This window comes from Candidatus Protofrankia datiscae (assembly GCF_000177615.2).
In the GTDB taxonomy this organism is placed as follows: domain Bacteria; phylum Actinomycetota; class Actinomycetes; order Frankiales; family Frankiaceae; genus Protofrankia; species Protofrankia coriariae.
The window spans coordinates 4,389,042-4,404,365 of record NC_015656.1; the positions used below are offsets into that span (position 1 = coordinate 4,389,042).

Sequence of the window (15,324 nt, forward strand, 5' to 3'; positions counted from 1 at the left end):
GTCATGCGACACGGAGACTCGAACGATGGACGACACGACCGCGCTGCTCGACCGGCTCACCACACAGGCCGGCCTACACGGCCTGCTCTCGCGTACGCCGGTATGGGTCTGGATCCTGTCCGGGGTCGAACGGCTGATCTTCCCCGGCGACCAGCGAGTGATCTTCAAGTTCGCACGTAAGCCGTTCACCGGCGAGGCGGACACGCTGCGCCACGTGGCAGCCCAGGGCATCCCGACCCCTCGGCTGATCGCGAGTGTGGAACACGGCGGGATGCTCGGCATGCTGCTCGAAGACCTCGGCGAACCGGTCCGGGAAGCGACCGTGGACGACGGCATCGCGGCGGCCGTGGCCACCCACAATGCCGACCCGGCCGGCTTCCTCCCCGTCCTCGACCGCAAGGCGCTGATCGAACTGCCGGGGCGCGCAGTCTCGAGCCTCGCCGACCTGCGGTCATCCGGCCGGTGGAGCGACACCACGGACCTCGACGGTCCGCTCCTGGCACTGGACGATCACACTGATCGGCTCTCCCTCGGCGCCGATCTACCGCCGTTCGGACTGTGTCACAGCGAGTTCCACCCCACAAGCCTGCACATCGGCCCGGACGGCTGGCGGCTGCTCGACTGGGCGCGAGCCTTCACCGGCCCCGGTCTGCTCGACCTGGCCTCCTGGCAGGGCACCACTGGCCCGGCCGACCCGGCGACGCTCCGCCGAATGATCCGGGACTACATCCGAGCCGGCGGATACGGCGAGGCTGCCCGGCCCCGTACGGGTCTTCCCCCGGAAGCCTGGGCGCTCGGCTGGCACCGGCTGTGGATCATCGCCTGGTATCTCGAACAGGCCACTACCTGGATCAACGACTCCAGACAGGACGACTTCGTCGCGCAGGTCGTCCGCCGCCACCTCCGCGAGGCGATCACATGCCTGGGCATCCCGACCCTGTAGCGATCAACACCGCGGTCTGGGAGCAGCACGCCCGCGCCCGGATCGCGGCCGGCGATCTCGACACTCGGCCCGCCATCCACAGGTTCCGCTGGACCCGCACCGGCGTCAACGACCCAGGCGCCGAACTCTTCGGCGACATCCGCGGCAAGCGCGTCGTCGAACTCGGCTGCGGCACCGGCGACAATCTTGCCTACCTCGTCGACCGCTGCGGCGCCCGCGGCGTCGGAATCGACGCCGCCCCCTCCCAGATCCGCCGCGCCCGTGCCCGATGGCCATCCCCGGTCTTCCACTGCACCGACGCGGCCCGCTACCTCGCCACCTGCGAACCCATCGACGTCTGCTACAGCGGTTTTTGGTGCCGTCGGCCTGTGCCCGCCGGCTCCGCTCCTGGCCCGGATTCGCGATCGGCTCAGGCCGGGCGGTTGGCTTGTCTTCTCGGTCTGGGACTTCCCGGTGGCCGGTGGGATTCGACTGCCGCGTTCCAGCGGCCCACCGGCGCGGTCAGCGCACTCTCTTGCCTCGGCCGATGGCTGGACCAGGCTTCTGCGTCAATTCTCCTTCACCGGTATCCGGGCAACCCGGCTGGACCGGTGCTTGGCCCCGGACACCTTGCTGATTGCCGGTCGGCAATCAGTCGGTGGTTGAAGATGGAGAATGTCCTAACCCTGGCGGTGCAGGCCGTAGGTGACGGCGTCCTGTAGCGCCTCCCAGGAGGCGGCGATGATGTTCTCGTCGACACCGACGGTGTCCCAGCGGTCGCGGCCATCGCTGGTGCCGACCAGGACGCGGGTCACCGCGCCGGTGCCGGACCGGCCGTCGAGGATGCGCACCTTGTAGTCGACCAGGTCGAGGTCGGCAAGGCCCGGGTAGCTCTTCTCCAGGGCCTCGCGCAGGGCCCGGTCGAGGGCGTTGACCGGACCGTTGCCCTCGGCCGTGGACACGTGCCGCACGCCGTTGGAGACGAGCTTCACGGTCGCCTCGCTGACGACCTCGCCGTCCGGCCGCCGCTCGACGATCACGCGCCACGACTCGAGGGTGAAGAACCGCCGGGGGCCTTCGGTCTCGTCGCGCAGCAGCAGCTCGAACGACGCCTCCGCGGCCTCGTAGGTGTAGCCGGCCGCCTCCCGCTCCTTGACCAGGTCGACGACCCTCCCCAGCGCCTCGCGCTGGCCGGAGAGGTCCAGGCCCAGCTCCCGGCCCTTGAGCTCGATGGTGGCCCGGCCGGCGAGCTCCGAGACCAGCATCCGCATGTCGTTGCCGACCACGGCGGGGTCGATGTGCTGGTACATGTCCGGGTCGATCTTGACGGCGCTGGCGTGCAGGCCGGCCTTGTGGGCGAACGCGCTCGCGCCGACGTAGGCGCGGTGGGCGTCCGGCGCGGAGTTGGTGATCTCGTCGATGGCGTGCGACACCCGGACCAGCTCGCGCAGTCTGCCCGGGGGCAGCACCCGGCGGCCGAGCTTGGTCTCCAGCCCGGCGACGACGCTGAACAGGTCCGCGTTGCCGCAGCGCTCGCCGTAGCCGTTGGCGGTGCCCTGGACGTGGGTGACGCCGGCCTCGACCGCGACCAGGGTGTTCGCGACCGCGCAGGCGGTGTCGTTGTGGCAGTGGATGCCCAGCCGGGCGCCGGTGCGGTCGCGGACGGCGGAGACGACGTCGCCGACGCGGGTCGGCAGCATCCCGCCGTTGGTGTCACAGAGGACCACGACCTCGGCGCCGGCCTCGGCCGCCACCCGGACCACCTCGAGGGCGTAGTCGGCGTCGGCGCGGTAGCCGTCGAAGAAGTGCTCGGCGTCGACGAACACCCGCTTGCCCTCGGCGCGCAGATGCGCCACGGTGTCGCGGATCATCGCCAGGTTCTCGACGGGGGTGGTGCGCAGAGCACGCTCGACGTGCCGGCGGTCGGACTTCGCCACCAGGCAGACGACGGCTGTGCCGGCCTCCCGCAGGGCGGCGACCTGCGGGTCGTCGGCGGCGGTGGTGCGGGCCCGGCGGGTCGCGCCGAAGGCGGTGAGCAGGGCGTGCTCCAGCCTCAGCTCGGTGCGGGCACGGCGGAAGAACTCGGCGTCCTTCGGGTTCGACCCGGGCCAGCCGCCCTCGATGAAGCCGACCCCGATCTCGTCGAGGTGCCGAGCTACCGCGATCTTGTCGCCGACCGACAGCGACAACCCCTCCTGCTGGGTCCCATCACGCAACGTCGTGTCGTAGACGTGAAAGGAGTCGGGATCGTCTGGCTGCACGGCGTGCCTCTCAGCTGCGGATCACCTGCGGGTAGTCGGCCATCCGCGGATCGCGATCTGTGGATCCTGGCCTGCGGATTCGAGGGGTGTCACGCGCCCGGCGGCGTGGGTGGGCAGCCGGCACGCGCGACGATGGCGGGTTCACCGCCGACTGCCCACTGTACGGCGCCACCCGCCCAGAAGCCCGCACTCCCACAGCCCCCGACAAAACCCGCACCACGTCCGAACCCACTTTCACAAAACAGCCCACACCTTTCCAACTCACCACCGAATGATCGGTAAGCCCACCGACCGACCACTGAGGCGATGTAATCATGACGATGGCTCCGAATATCACCGGTCAGGTCCGCCGTGCCGGTGACAGGGTTGGCGGTGTCGCGCCCCATCTGCGTGCCTGGTCGTCGGCCGGCGTAGCGCAGGGCGGGGGCGACGGCGAGGGGGCCGATCACTGGGAGGAATTCCGGGATCAGGTCGATAGGGCTGGCGATCAGGCAGCCGAAGGCGATGACGAGTCCGACTGGCCAGTCAGACATGATCTACAAGTTTCCCCTGCCCGGCTTCGTCGCTTCGGCCCGTGCGCGACCGGTCAGGTCCGGTGCGCGAACGTCGCCTGCGCGCGTTCAAACCGGTGTTCGGTCGTGCGGGAAGTGCCGACGGCGGCGGCCGCGGTGGCCAAAATGAGCGCGGCGAGTACGAGGACCAGGACGGGCTGCGGTTTCGGAGGCGGCTCCCGTAGTGCCCGTGCCCGATGGGCGAGGTCGGTATGCACGGCGCCGAGCGCCGCGGTCGGCATGGTCGCTGTGCCCGCGCGGGCGAGGCCGGCGCGGGCCAGGGCGCGGACGGCAACAGCGCGGTTGTCGGTGGTCGCGGCGGCGTCTTCGTCGGCCCAGCGTTCGACGGCGAGGCGGACGGTGGCGGCGGCTGCCCGCAGGAGCGGGTTGGCGGCGGCGGCGAGGTCGGCGAGCTGGGTGTAGGCGTGGTGGCGGTGGCGGAGGTGGGAGTGTTCGTGGGCGAGCAGAACGCGGCGTTCGTCGGCGGGTAGCGCGCGCAGCATCGCGGTGGACACCACGATGCGGCCGGTGAGTCCGGGCAGGGTGTAGGCGTCGGGGCGGTCGTCATCGACGATGACCAGGCCGGTGGGGGCGGGTCCGAGCCGGCGGCAGGTGAGTTCCGCTGCGGCCAGGTCCTTGCCGACACCGACCGCTCGGCGGGTGGCTGCGGCGAGCAGCCCGATGACGATGGCGGCGGGCAGCAGTCCGGCCGGGGCCGGCAGCGGGTCGTGCCCGCGAACCACGGTGGTCGACCAGTGTCCGACCGCGGCGAGCGGGGGCAGTGGGGCGAGCAGGGTGAAGGCGACGACCGCCAGGATGAAACCGGTGGCCAGCGCGGTGACCAGGCAGGCGGTGGTGAGTAGCCGGGTGGCGGCGGCGGGCGGGAGCCGCCGGCCGAGCCAGCCACCGCCGACGGCCAGCAGCAGGCTCGTGGCGAACGGGACGAGCGCGACGGCCGTCATCGCCGAGGCCCGCCGTCCGCGCTGTCGACGTCGGTGTCCGACTGGTGGGCTGCGAGGATGTCGACGAGGAGCTGTTCGTCCTCCGGACTCAGGTCCGCGACGAAACGGGCCAGCGTCTCGGCCCGCTGTGCGCCGGCGCCCAGCACCCGGATCATCTGCCGGGCGATGAGCGCGGCGTCGAGAGTGTCCGGGTCGGCGGCCGGGGCATAGGCGAAGGAACGCCCGGCGGGCGCTCGGGTCAGGGCGCCCTTGTCGTGCAGGCGGGCGAGGGTCGTCATCACCGTGGTGTAGGCCAGGGGCACGCCGAGTTCGGCGAGTGTCTCGGCCGGGGTGAGGGGCCGGCCGGCCGCCGCGATCGCGGCAAGTATCTCCCGTTCGAGTGCTCCCGGTTCGCGCCTGGGTCTCCGCGCCACTCTCACCCTCCTCGCTACTACTAGATTGATAGTACAAGGAGTCTGATAGTCGAGCGTGACGCGCGAAGGCTCCATGGCAGCCTTCGAGGTACCAGCCCTTTCGGCGGTCCCGATGCCGCCGCTCGCCACCTCCATCGACGGTCTACTATTCACTGAGTAGTAGACATGTGGATGTTCGACGGGAGGACGTATGGCGGTCGGCGTTCCGGCGGTAGAGGCTTCCGGGCTGGTCAAACGTTTCGGTGGTCTCACCGCGGTGGATCATGTTGATCTGCGGGTGGATGTCGGGGAGGTGTACGGGATCCTCGGCCCGAACGGCGCCGGGAAGACGACGTTCCTGCGGATGCTGTTCGGGCTGATCCGTCCGGACGCCGGGACGTTGCGGGTGTTCGGCCGGACCTGGGGGGATGCCGGCCCGTCGATGTTGGATGGGGTCGCCGGGTTCATCGAGAGTCCGCGGTTCTACCCCTACCTGTCCGGCCGGCGGAACCTGAACCTGCTGGCCGGCCTGGACGGCGGCGGGGCGGACAGCCGGATCGACGAGGTGCTCGACGTCGTCGACCTCGCCGGACGGGCGGATGACAAGGTCGGGGGCTACTCGTTCGGGATGCGCCAGCGCCTCGGGGTCGCCGCGTCGCTGCTGCGCGACCCGCGGCTACTCGTGCTCGACGAGCCGGCGAACGGCCTGGACCCCGCTGGCATCCGGGACATGCGCGCCCTGGTCAAACAGCTTGCCGCCGGGGGGCTGACCGTGCTGCTGAGCAGCCACAACATGGACGAGGTCGAGGAGATCTGCGACAACGTCACCATCATGCGCACCGGCCGGGTGGTCTACCACGGCTCGATCGACCAACTGCGCGCCCAGGCTCCAGACCCGTCCCATCGGCTGATGACCAGCGACGACGAGCAGGCGCTGCGCCTGGCCGCCGGCCATCGGGCAGTGGCCGTCTCCGTCCATCCCGATGGCGGTCTGGCGCTGCGCGCCCAGGCCGCCGACGCGGACGCCTACATCATCGCCCTCGGCCGGTCCAACCTGGCGGTCCGCGCCCTTCACCTGGAGATCGCGCCGCTGGAGTCGCTGTTCTTCATGCTCACCGAAACCGACCCGGATGCCGGTTTCGACGCGCCCGCCCAGACCCAGCCGGACACCCTCACCGGAGTGACCTCGTGACCACCCCAGCCACCACCGCCACAGCCCCGGTACCGCCCGCGACGGTCCGCCCCCGGCCAGTCGGCCGTGGCCGGGTGGTCACCGCCTACCGGTGGGAGATCACGAAACTCGCCGCTCAGGCCCGCACCCGCGTCACGCTCGCCGTCTGCCTCGTCGCGCCGTTCGTGTTCGTGGTGCTGCTCGATCGACAGGACCGCCTGCCGAAGGACACCCTGTACGGCCGGTGGGTGCACGCCAGCGGCTTCGCGACCCCGCTGCTCGTTCTCGGGTTCGCCGCCCAATGGGTGTTCCCGCTGCTCACCAGCCTCGTCGCCGGCGACATCTTCGCCAGCGAGGACCAGCACGGCACCTGGAAGACGATCCTCACCCGCTCCCACAGCCGCACCCAGATCTTCTGGGCCAAGGCGCTCGCCGCGGCAACCTTCGCGGTGCTCCTCCTCGCCGTCCTCGCGCTGAGCTGCCTGGCCGCCGGGGTGCTCCTCGTCGGCCACCAGCCGCTGGAGAGCCTGTCGGGCACCCTGCTGCCGTCGGGACGCACCGCCGGGCTGATCCTCGCCGCCTGGGCGAGCACGCTGCCGCCCCTGCTCGGCTTCACCGCGTTGGGGATCATGCTGTCGGTGCTGACCCGCAGCAGCCCCGCCGGGATCGTCGGACCGATCATCCTCGGTCTGCTCATGCAGCTCTACGCCTTCCTCAACGGTGCCGACACGATCCGCCACCTGCTGCTGGTCACCCCGTTCGACGCCTGGCACGGCCTGCTCGCCGCGCACCCTTACTACGGCCCGCTCCGCGACGGCACGCTCGTCAGCATCGGCTACATCCTCATCTGCCTGGCCATCGCCTACACGGCGCTGCGCCGCCGCGACATCACCGGAGGCTGACCCGCCATGCCCCGTCCCACCTCCAACCGGCTGATCCGCGCGGCCGTCGCCGTCGGCGCCGTCACCGCGCTGACCGCCGCCCTCGCCGGCTGCGCCACCGACGTCACCCGGCCCCGCGTCGAAGCCTCGGTCGGCCCCGTCTTCACCAACCTCTACGTCCAGCAGCAGGCCCTGCTCGGCCACCCCGGGCTCACCCCCGCCGCCGTCAAACCCGACTGCCACCGAAGCACCCCCGGATCGCACGACAGGGGCGCCGGCAGCGACTGGATCTGCCAGGTCGGCTGGACCGACGAGGCCGGCAGGGCCCAAAACGGCAAGTTCGAACTCCAGGTCCGCTCCAACGGCTGCTACCAGGCCGGCGGCCCCACCAAAATCGTCGGCCCGATCATGATCCAGACCTCCACCGGTAAAAATGTGATCAACCCGGTGTTCGAGTTCGACGGCTGCTTCGACACCACATGAACGCCACACGAGGCGGAAAACCCGGGCGGCCCGGCGCCCGTCCGGGAGCGCTTGTGACAACTCAGCGGCGGGCGGGCGAGCCGCTCCGACGAGCGGAGACGCGGTCGTGCATGAACTGACGTACCCGCAAGCGGGCGTCATCGGACTCCTGCAAGGAATCACCGAGCTGTTCCCGGTCTCCAGCCTGGGCCACTCGGTGCTGGTACCCGCGCTGATCGGCGGTTCCTGGCAGCACCTGGTGACCGAGAACGCATCGGGCAACAGCGAGGACTCGCCCTACCTGGCGTTCGTCGTCGGGCTGCACGTGGCCACCGCCGCCCTACTGATCTTTTTCCGGTCCGACCGGGCCCGCATCATCCGGATCTTCCTCACTCCACCGGCCCGGTCTCGATGAGCACGGCTACGGCGACTGCGGTTACGGCGGCCGGTGGTGGGGTGCTGCACCACCTGCTCGTCCTGCACGGACCAGCTGCCTACACCCTGGTCGGGGTTCTCGCGTTCGCCGAGGCCGCGGTCTTCGTCGGGTTCGTGCTGCCCGGTGAGACCGCCGTCGTCCTGGGCGGGGTCCTGGCCAGCCAGCACGCGGTCAGCCTGACCGGCATGGCCGCCGTCGTGGTCGTCGCCGCGATTGTCGGCGACTCCGTGAGCTACGAGGTCGGCCGGCACTTCGGCGAACGGATCCTGACTCTTCCACTTCTACGCCACCGCCGCCCAGACTTCGACCGGGCCCTCGCCTACCTGCGGGCCCGCGGCGGGCGAGCGGTGTTCCTCGGACGTTTCACCGCCTTCCTGCGCGCGGTCATGCCGGAACTGGCGGGCCAGTCCCACCTGCCCTACCGGCGGTTCCTCGCCTTCAACGCCGCTGGTGGCCTGCTCTGGGGCGTCGGGTTCACCCTGCTCGGCTACGGCGCCGGCGCCTCCTACGCGACCGTCGAGAAGGCTGCCGGATGGGCCTCCACCGGCCTGCTCGTCCTCATCCTCGCCGTCGCGGTCGGCATGCACCTCCACCGCCGACACCACCACGTCACCAACCACGACCCGCCCATCTCTCCCCCCCCCGCGGGACCGGTGAGCGGCCCGGCCTCGCACCACCTTCCTCCACTTCCTCCTTCCTCGGCGCGATCCAGACATTCACAACCTTCCTCAACGGCCGGGACAGCGCTTGCAGCCACTCGGGTTCCTCGCCAAAGCGCATCGAGAATCCACGAACTCATCGGCTTCGATCGCCGGTGACATCAACCCACTGCCCACTCGGCGACCCGGAACCGGACTGGGTGCGGATACCGCCCTACAACCGCTCGTCCCGCGCCCTGTCGTCGCCGGATCCGGACGCTCCGCCCCGGGCGAACACCATCGGACAGGTACTGCGGCAGGGCGGGCTCCTCGACGTCGCTGCCCATCTCGCGGACGCGCGGTGTGATCCCTCCGCTGCGCCAGCCCACCGGCGCCAGGCGTGTACGCGTGGACCAGGCGTACGTCACCCCGCTGTTATTGCCGGCCGTGGTCGACTACCGGCGGGTCGATCCACAAGGCCACAACGATCATTGGGGGATGATCGTCGCCCCGGACGCGGAGAGGGTCGATCCATCGGTGGCGCTGGCGCAGACATGATCATTTATCTGGATGGTCGGCGCGGGATCGGCGGGTCAACGGGAGGCGGGTACGGCGATGCCGCTGGATGATCCGCCGCTACCCGACGACCCCTAAGAACCCAGAGCCCCAGATCGCCACACGGCCAAACCGACCTTCGCCTTTCGGATCATCATCAGATGATCCGAAAACTCCGGACGACAGCCCGCTCAAGAGCCCGGGGTCCCCAGATCGCGGCGAAGCCACGATCTGGGGAAGGCCGCTGTCGCCCTCAGTCGCCGGCGAAGCGGCGTAGGCGTTCGACCTGGAGGATGGTGACGGTCTGACCCTCGGCGAGGATCCAGTTGCGCTTCTCGAACTCTCGCAGGGCCTGGTTGACCGACTGGCGTGAGCCACCCAGCAGGGAGGCGATCTCGGTCTGGGTCAGGCCCAGTTCGATCAGCGGACGCCCGGACTCCCGCATCCGCATCAGCAGCAGCTTGGCGACACGCCGAGGCAGGTCGAGGAAGACCAGGTCGGCGTTTGCCCCGGTCAGCCGGCGGACGTGAGCCACCAGTGCCCGGATGAGCTGTTCGGCGACGGCCGGGCGCTCCCGGACCAGCTCCCACACGGCGGCTCGGTCGAGGACGACGGCCTCGCTGGGTTCCAGCGCCTCGACGCTGGCCGAGCGCGGGCCGGCCTCGACGATGTTGAGCTCGCCAAGGGTGTCGCCGGGACCGGCAATGTTCAGGACGTGGTCACGGCCGTCGTCGGCGGTCGTGAGTACCTTCAGGCGGCCGGAGGCCACTACGAGCAACGTGTCAGCGGGATCACCTTCAGTAAGCACAACCTGACCGCGGCGATATCGACGCACGACGGATCGTGCGGCGAGACGCGCCAGGGCCGGCTCGTCCAGTTCCTTCAGCAACGTGGTCGCCCGCAGCAGCGCGACTACCTCTTCCTCCTGCACACCGTGACCGTAGCGCCAATGTCGGGAAATGTGGGCGCCCGGTGCCCCCCTTGTGCAGTGATGTGCGTCGATGGAGCAAAAAACGACGCAGAAGGAACAGTCAACCAAACAGCGGCACACCGCTCCCTAAACGGACACACGCTGGTCGCTCCAACAACGCACTACATCGCGCATGGACAACACGCCGGCCACGTCACCCCGGTCGCAGACGATCAGGTGCCGGAACCCGCCACGCAGCATCGCGCCGGCGGCCTCCGTCAGCGGCCAGCCGGGATCGGCGAACACGACGTCCCGGGCTACATGATCTCCGACCAGTTCGACGTCCGGGTTCTGGCCGGCCGCCACCGACATCAGAACATCACGTTCGGTCAGGATGGTGTACCCCTCGCCGTCGACGTCCCGCACAATGGCCGCGCCCACCTTCCGGGCTGCCATCAGCCGCGCCGCCTGACGCAGGGTGTGGTTCGGGCCGATCATGAGTACCGGACTGGTCATCCCGTCGGAAACCCGCATCACGCCTCTCCCCGGGGCTTGTGCACTTGTGAAAAAGAGCCTGACAGGAGAGAGTAGGCGCGGAATGGTCCGCTGACCAGACCGTCACGACAAACAACGGTCCGTGGGCGGAACCTGGATGAAACCTGGGCAGAACCCGGATGGAACCCGGGCGGAACCCAGGCAGAACCCGAGCCGAACCCAAGCCGAACAAGGCCGGCATCCGGGCGGAACACGGCCGTATCCCGCCCGCCGGCCCCGTGGCATCCGCTCGTGCCACCCGGCCGCGACGGCTGTGCGAAAGCATGATCACACGACAGTGCGGTCAGACGTACCGGCCAGCCGGCAGGCCGGCCGTCACGACATGCCCCGGCCGACCGGAGCCAGACCATCTCCGGTGGATATCGACCCCGTCCAGGCACTGGCCCGGGCGCGACTGACGATCCGCCGGAGACGGTCCGCGGAGCCCTACCGCTCCTGGACGAGCTCGTTCCAGTTCTTGTAACGGTCGATCTCCCCGCGGGTCGCCTGGTGGAACAGCTCAAGCAGCTCGCGGGTGATCGGGCCGGGGCGGCCCGCCCCGACCGGGCGGTCGTCGATCTCGACGATCGGCACCATCTCGGCCGCCGTCCCGGTGAAGAACGCCTCGTCCGCCAGGTACAGGTCGGTGCGGACGATGTGCTGCTCGCGGACCTCGTACCCCTGGTCCGCGGCGATCTGCATGATGGACGCCCGGGTGATGCCGCCGAGCGGCCCGTCGCTGAGCGGCGGGGTGATCAGCCTGCCCTCCGAGACAATGAAGACGTTCTCGCCCGACCCGTCGGCGACGTTCCCGTTGGGGCTGGTCAGGATGGCCTCGTCGTAACCGGCCTTGAGCGCCGCGACCTTGGCCAGCGACGAGTTGAGATACTGCCCGGACGCCTTGGCCGCCGGCGGAATGATGTTGTTGTCGTTGCGGCGCCAGGTGGACACGGTGGCCCGGCAGCCGTTCTCCTCCGCGTCGGCGCCGAGGTAGGCGCCCCAGGGCCAGACCGCGACCATCACCTCGATCGAGGAGGGCAGCGGGTTGAGACCCATCTCCCCGTACCCGAGGTAGATCAGCGGCCGGATGTAGCAGGCGTCGACCCTGTTGACGGCGACCGTCTCCTTGACGGCGGCGACGAGCTCGTCCTGCGTGAACGACGGCTCCATCATGTAGATCTTGGCGCTGCGGTACAGCCGCGCGATGTGGTCGGTCAGCCGGAACACGGCGCTGCCGCGGGCGGTGGGGTAGGCGCGGATGCCCTCGAAGACACCCCAGCCGTAATGCAGCGTCGGGTTGAGCACGTGGATGTGGGCGTCGTCCCAGTCGACGAACTGGCCGCTCATCCAGATCTTCGATGTCGGTGTGATGGGCACGGGTGACTCCAGGCGTATGCGACGAAGCGTGTGGGCGAGTGACGATCGCGCCGATCTTCGCCGTGGTCGGGCCCCGTCGGCTGCCGTCGTACCGGATCTACGGCTCTTCAAAGAATAGCGTTTCTCCGGCCGCTCGCATCAGCTCGCGTACGGATAACCACCTTCTGAGCAGGAACGACAACGGACGGTTCCGGACGGGCCGCGCAGCCGTCCGGAGCGGGCCCGCCTACCGGCGCAACCAGCCCAGACGGCCCGGCCGGCTCAGCCTGCGACCCGCGCCGCCAGGTCCTCCCCGACCTCCCGCGTGGAGATCTGGTCGTGCAGGTAGCCGTTGCGCGGCCGGGAACGCTCGGCCAGGGACGCGGCGACCGCCGCCTCCACCCGGGCGGCGTCCTCCGCCCGGCCCAGATGCGCCAGCAGCATCGCGACCGACAGCACGGTGGCGGTCGGGTCGGCGATCCCCTGCCCGGCTATGTCCGGCGCGCTGCCGTGCACCGGCTCGAACATGCTCGGGTTCTTCCCGGACGGGTCGAGATTGCCGCTGGCAGCCCGCCCGATACCGCCGGTGATCGCCGCGCCGATGTCGGTGAGGATGTCCCCGAACATGTTGTCGGTCACGACCACGTCGAAACGCCCGGGATCCGTGACGAAGAACATCGAGGCCGCGTCCACGTGCTGGTAGTCGATCTGGATCTCGCTGAACTCGGGGGCGACCTCGGCGACCGTGCGCAGCCAGAGGTCCCCGGCGTTGGTCAGGACGTTCGTCTTGTGGACGAGGGTGAGCCGCCGCCGGGGACGCGCCCGCGCCCGGTGGAACGCGTCCCGTACGACGCGCTCGACGCCGAAACGGGTGTTGAGGCTCTCCTCGGTGGCCACCTCGTACGGAGTGCCGCGGCGCAGGGTGCCGCCGGCGCCCGCGTACGGGCCCTCGGTGCCCTCCCGCACCACCACCATGTCGATGGTGTGCTCGCCGGCCAGCGGCGTGGCCACGCCCGGGTACAGCCGTACCGGGCGCAGGTTGACGTGATGGTCGAGCTCGAAGCGCAGCCGCAGCAGCAGCCCGCGTTCGAGGATGCCGCTGGGCACGCCGGGGTCGCCGACCGCGCCGAGCAGGATCGCGTCGTGCTCGCGCAGTTCGGCGAGCACCGAGTCCGGCAGGGTCTCGCCGGTGGCGTACCAGCGGCGCGCGCCCAGGTCGTAGTCGGCGGCCTCCACCTTGGGCTCGATGACACGCAGGACACGCAGGCCCTCCGCGACGACCTCTGGACCGATACCGTCCCCGCCGATGACCGCAAGCCTCATGAACGCGACTGTAATCCGTCATCCCTCACCCGCGGTGCCCGCCCCCGCCCGCAGCCGTGGCGGGCCTTCGTGGCGTGTTCGCAGCACGCTCACACCACGTTCGCGCCGCGCCGGGCCCACCGCGCCGGGCCCACCGCGCCGCGGGTGCGGGTCATCTGTCGGCGACGGTGTCTTCGATGATCAGGCATGCGCGCCGCGGCACGTCCCGGCAGATCGCAGGAAACATACTGAAAAATCAGACAAAATGTACGCCGAAGCTTTCGACATACATTTCCTCATGATTCTCCGCGAAGATTTTCCGCGTACTTCCTCCGGACGGCCGGAAAATGCCCGGGATGGGCGCGGGGCGCGCGACACGCACGATGAATCGCCGATGGCGGCAAAGGTCCTCACGGGTCCTCACGTACAGTGCACCGATCACATACCACAACCGCCTCGGCAAGCAGCTCCGTAACCGGCTGGAGGTGAGCGGGCATCTCCCCCGGTCGGGCACGCGTGGCATGCGACGGCACAAGGGAGTGTACGACGCATGATCGTTGAAACAACGCCACCACCGGTCCGCTCCGCCACCCACCGCGTGACCGGTCCCGTCCGCGCGACCGGTTCCGCGGACGAGTGGTCCGACGCGCTGCGCGACGCGCTGGCCGATCCGGGGCAGCCGCGCATCGTCTTCCAGCCGATCGTCGATCTCCGGCGTGGTGTCATCGCCGGGTACGAGGCACTGGCGCGTTTCGGGACGGCCGCGGCGCCCTCGCCCGACCTGTGGTTCGCCGCCGCCGAGCGCGCCGGGGTCGCCGCCCGCTTCGAGGCCAGGGTGCTGCGCGCGGCACTGGCGGCCCGCGAACGGCTGCCACCCGACTGCTTCCTCAGCGTCAACGTCATGCCGAACCTGCTGACCACCACGGAGGTTGCCTCGGTCTGGGCCGACGCCGACCTCAGCCGGCTCGTCCTGGAGTTCAACGAGACGGTCAGCGCCGAGCGGACCCCCGAGCTGGCCACCACCATCCAGGCGCTGCGCGAGCGCGGCGGCCGCATCGCCATGGACGACGTCGGGTCCGGCTACGCGGGGCTGCGCCAGATCGCCAGGGTCCACCCCGACCTGGTCAAACTCGACCGGGAGCTGGTCGCCCGCGCCGACGGCGACCAGGTGCGGCGGACGTTGACCGAACTGGTCAACGTCTTCGCCCGCAGGTTGGACGCCTGGGTGATCGCCGAGGGCATCGAGCGCGACGAGGAGCTGGCCGTGCTCGTCGGGCTCGGCGTCCCGCTCGGGCAGGGCTGGTATCTCGGCCGCCCCGCACAGAACTGGCAGCGCCTCGACCCCGCGGTCGCCAGGCGCATCCGGCTGCTCGCCCAGCGGACCGGGCGCGGCGAGGGGGTGGGCAGCCTGCTCGAACAGGTACGGATCCGCGTCGGGGACGGCCGGCCGCCGCACCGGGGCACCTCCGCGTCGTCGGCCTGGTGGCCCGACCCGCCGGCACAGCCACACCACCCGGGCGGCGGTGTTGGCGCTGGTCGCGGCGCGGTCGTCGTCGTGAACCGGCGCCACCAGCCGGTGGCACTGCAGCTGCCCGTCGCCCCCGGCGCCGCCGCGGCCCGGCGGGTGCCGGCCAGCATGGTCGCCCGGCCCGACGAACACATCGTGGACGTGGCGCGCCGGGCGATGAGCCGCGCGCCGGCGCTGCGCTTCGACCCGGTCGTGGTGGTCACCGAGCTGGGCCGACCGGTCGGCCTGGTCCGGATCGAACGGCTGATGCTCCGGCTGGCGGAGATGTCCGGCGGACGCCCGCGGCCACCGGAGCACGACCGTCCACAGCCGCGCGGGAAGGCCCCGGAGCAGGCCGTGGAGCTGGCGGCCACGAACCGGGCCACGGCCTGGGCCGCGAATCGGGCCACCGACCGGGTCGTGGTGGAGCGGGCGGCGGCGCGTCCGAGCCACGGCCCGGCCGCGGGAGCGTGACCCAGATGGT

The 15,324-nt window shown here is 70.5% G+C and carries 15 protein-coding genes and 2 pseudogenes; 9 read left to right on the forward strand and 8 right to left on the reverse strand.

Features of this window, described 5'->3' with window-relative positions; translation table 11 throughout:
• Positions 1 to 25 precede the first annotated feature (25 nt).
• Entirely contained in the window at positions 26 to 943 is a 918-nt protein-coding gene (locus tag FSYMDG_RS18425) for a phosphotransferase (protein ID WP_013874896.1), read from the forward strand.
• Entirely contained in the window at positions 919 to 1,644 is a 726-nt protein-coding gene (locus FSYMDG_RS18430; RefSeq protein WP_013874897.1) for a class I SAM-dependent methyltransferase, read from the forward strand. The genes FSYMDG_RS18425 and FSYMDG_RS18430 overlap by 25 nt, the downstream gene beginning before the upstream one ends.
• Here the strand turns inward: FSYMDG_RS18430 and cimA are convergent.
• The 4 genes and pseudogenes from cimA to FSYMDG_RS18445 form a co-directional block, all read right to left on the reverse strand.
• Entirely contained in the window at positions 1,603 to 3,183 is a 1,581-nt protein-coding gene (cimA, locus tag FSYMDG_RS18435) for a citramalate synthase (protein ID WP_013874898.1), read from the reverse strand. The genes FSYMDG_RS18430 and cimA overlap by 42 nt on opposite strands.
• A gap of 398 nt (positions 3,184 to 3,581) precedes the next feature.
• Positions 3,582 to 3,674: pseudogene (locus FSYMDG_RS29815) on the reverse strand (DUF1232 domain-containing protein); the annotation flags it as partial.
• Between the two features lie 95 nt (positions 3,675 to 3,769).
• Positions 3,770 to 4,696, reverse strand: a complete 927-nt coding sequence (locus FSYMDG_RS18440; RefSeq protein WP_013874900.1) for a M56 family metallopeptidase — start codon at positions 4,694 to 4,696, stop codon at positions 3,770 to 3,772.
• Complete coding sequence (locus FSYMDG_RS18445; RefSeq protein WP_013874901.1) at positions 4,693 to 5,109, reverse strand: BlaI/MecI/CopY family transcriptional regulator; 417 nt, start codon at positions 5,107 to 5,109, stop codon at positions 4,693 to 4,695. Before FSYMDG_RS18445 ends, FSYMDG_RS18440 begins: the two co-directional genes overlap by 4 nt.
• A gap of 190 nt (positions 5,110 to 5,299) precedes the next feature.
• Here FSYMDG_RS18445 and FSYMDG_RS18450 point away from each other — a divergent pair, with 190 nt between their 5' ends.
• From FSYMDG_RS18450 to FSYMDG_RS18475, 6 genes and pseudogenes are all read left to right on the forward strand, one after another.
• Entirely contained in the window at positions 5,300 to 6,280 is a 981-nt protein-coding gene (locus FSYMDG_RS18450) for an ABC transporter ATP-binding protein (protein WP_013874902.1), read from the forward strand.
• Positions 6,277 to 7,161: an ABC transporter permease gene (locus tag FSYMDG_RS18455; RefSeq protein WP_013874903.1), complete on the forward strand. Its 885-nt coding sequence runs from the start codon at positions 6,277 to 6,279 to the stop codon at positions 7,159 to 7,161. Before FSYMDG_RS18450 ends, FSYMDG_RS18455 begins: the two co-directional genes overlap by 4 nt.
• 6 nt (positions 7,162 to 7,167) lie before the next feature.
• Entirely contained in the window at positions 7,168 to 7,623 is a 456-nt protein-coding gene (locus FSYMDG_RS18460) for a hypothetical protein (RefSeq protein ID WP_013874904.1), read from the forward strand.
• Positions 7,624 to 7,729: 106 nt separating this feature from the next.
• Positions 7,730 to 7,996 (forward strand): annotated as a pseudogene (locus tag FSYMDG_RS18465) (undecaprenyl-diphosphate phosphatase); the annotation flags it as partial.
• A gap of 17 nt (positions 7,997 to 8,013) precedes the next feature.
• The gene (locus FSYMDG_RS18470; RefSeq protein WP_013874906.1) at positions 8,014 to 8,856 is read left to right on the forward strand and encodes a DedA family protein; all 843 of its coding nucleotides are present in this window, start codon (positions 8,014 to 8,016) and stop codon (positions 8,854 to 8,856) included.
• A gap of 183 nt (positions 8,857 to 9,039) precedes the next feature.
• Positions 9,040 to 9,234 (forward strand): hypothetical protein, encoded by a 195-nt coding sequence (locus FSYMDG_RS18475; RefSeq protein ID WP_043603980.1) that lies wholly within the window; start codon positions 9,040 to 9,042, stop codon positions 9,232 to 9,234.
• Between the two features lie 250 nt (positions 9,235 to 9,484).
• Here FSYMDG_RS18475 and FSYMDG_RS18480 read toward each other — a convergent pair whose 3' ends face one another.
• From FSYMDG_RS18480 to FSYMDG_RS18495, 4 genes are all read right to left on the reverse strand, one after another.
• A complete protein-coding gene (locus FSYMDG_RS18480; RefSeq protein WP_043603981.1) occupies positions 9,485 to 10,162 on the reverse strand; it encodes a Crp/Fnr family transcriptional regulator in 678 nt (225 codons plus the stop codon).
• Between the two features lie 126 nt (positions 10,163 to 10,288).
• Entirely contained in the window at positions 10,289 to 10,675 is a 387-nt protein-coding gene (locus FSYMDG_RS18485; RefSeq protein ID WP_013874909.1) for a CBS domain-containing protein, read from the reverse strand.
• 447 nt (positions 10,676 to 11,122) lie between these two features.
• Complete coding sequence (ilvE, locus tag FSYMDG_RS18490) at positions 11,123 to 12,052, reverse strand: branched-chain-amino-acid transaminase (RefSeq protein WP_013874910.1); 930 nt, start codon at positions 12,050 to 12,052, stop codon at positions 11,123 to 11,125.
• A gap of 261 nt (positions 12,053 to 12,313) precedes the next feature.
• A complete protein-coding gene (locus FSYMDG_RS18495; RefSeq protein WP_013874911.1) occupies positions 12,314 to 13,354 on the reverse strand; it encodes a 3-isopropylmalate dehydrogenase in 1,041 nt (346 codons plus the stop codon).
• 529 nt (positions 13,355 to 13,883) lie between these two features.
• Between FSYMDG_RS18495 and FSYMDG_RS18500 the strand changes: the two genes are divergently transcribed.
• The gene (locus FSYMDG_RS18500) at positions 13,884 to 15,314 is read left to right on the forward strand and encodes an EAL domain-containing protein (protein WP_013874913.1); all 1,431 of its coding nucleotides are present in this window, start codon (positions 13,884 to 13,886) and stop codon (positions 15,312 to 15,314) included.
• The last annotated feature ends 10 nt before the right edge of the window (positions 15,315 to 15,324 follow it).

Coding starts and splice junctions, on each gene's coding strand:
- FSYMDG_RS18425 (WP_013874896.1), top strand. CDS start 26: ATGGACGACACGACCGCGCTGCTCGACCGGCTCACCACACAGGCCGGC.
- FSYMDG_RS18430 (WP_013874897.1), top strand. CDS start 919: ATGCCTGGGCATCCCGACCCTGTAGCGATCAACACCGCGGTCTGGGAG.
- FSYMDG_RS18440 (WP_013874900.1), bottom strand. CDS start 4,696: ATGACGGCCGTCGCGCTCGTCCCGTTCGCCACGAGCCTGCTGCTGGCC.
- FSYMDG_RS18450 (WP_013874902.1), top strand. CDS start 5,300: ATGGCGGTCGGCGTTCCGGCGGTAGAGGCTTCCGGGCTGGTCAAACGT.
- FSYMDG_RS18460 (WP_013874904.1), top strand. CDS start 7,168: ATGCCCCGTCCCACCTCCAACCGGCTGATCCGCGCGGCCGTCGCCGTC.
- FSYMDG_RS18470 (WP_013874906.1), top strand. CDS start 8,014: ATGAGCACGGCTACGGCGACTGCGGTTACGGCGGCCGGTGGTGGGGTG.
- FSYMDG_RS18485 (WP_013874909.1), bottom strand. CDS start 10,675: ATGCGGGTTTCCGACGGGATGACCAGTCCGGTACTCATGATCGGCCCG.
- FSYMDG_RS18495 (WP_013874911.1), bottom strand. CDS start 13,354: ATGAGGCTTGCGGTCATCGGCGGGGACGGTATCGGTCCAGAGGTCGTC.
- FSYMDG_RS18500 (WP_013874913.1), top strand. CDS start 13,884: ATGATCGTTGAAACAACGCCACCACCGGTCCGCTCCGCCACCCACCGC.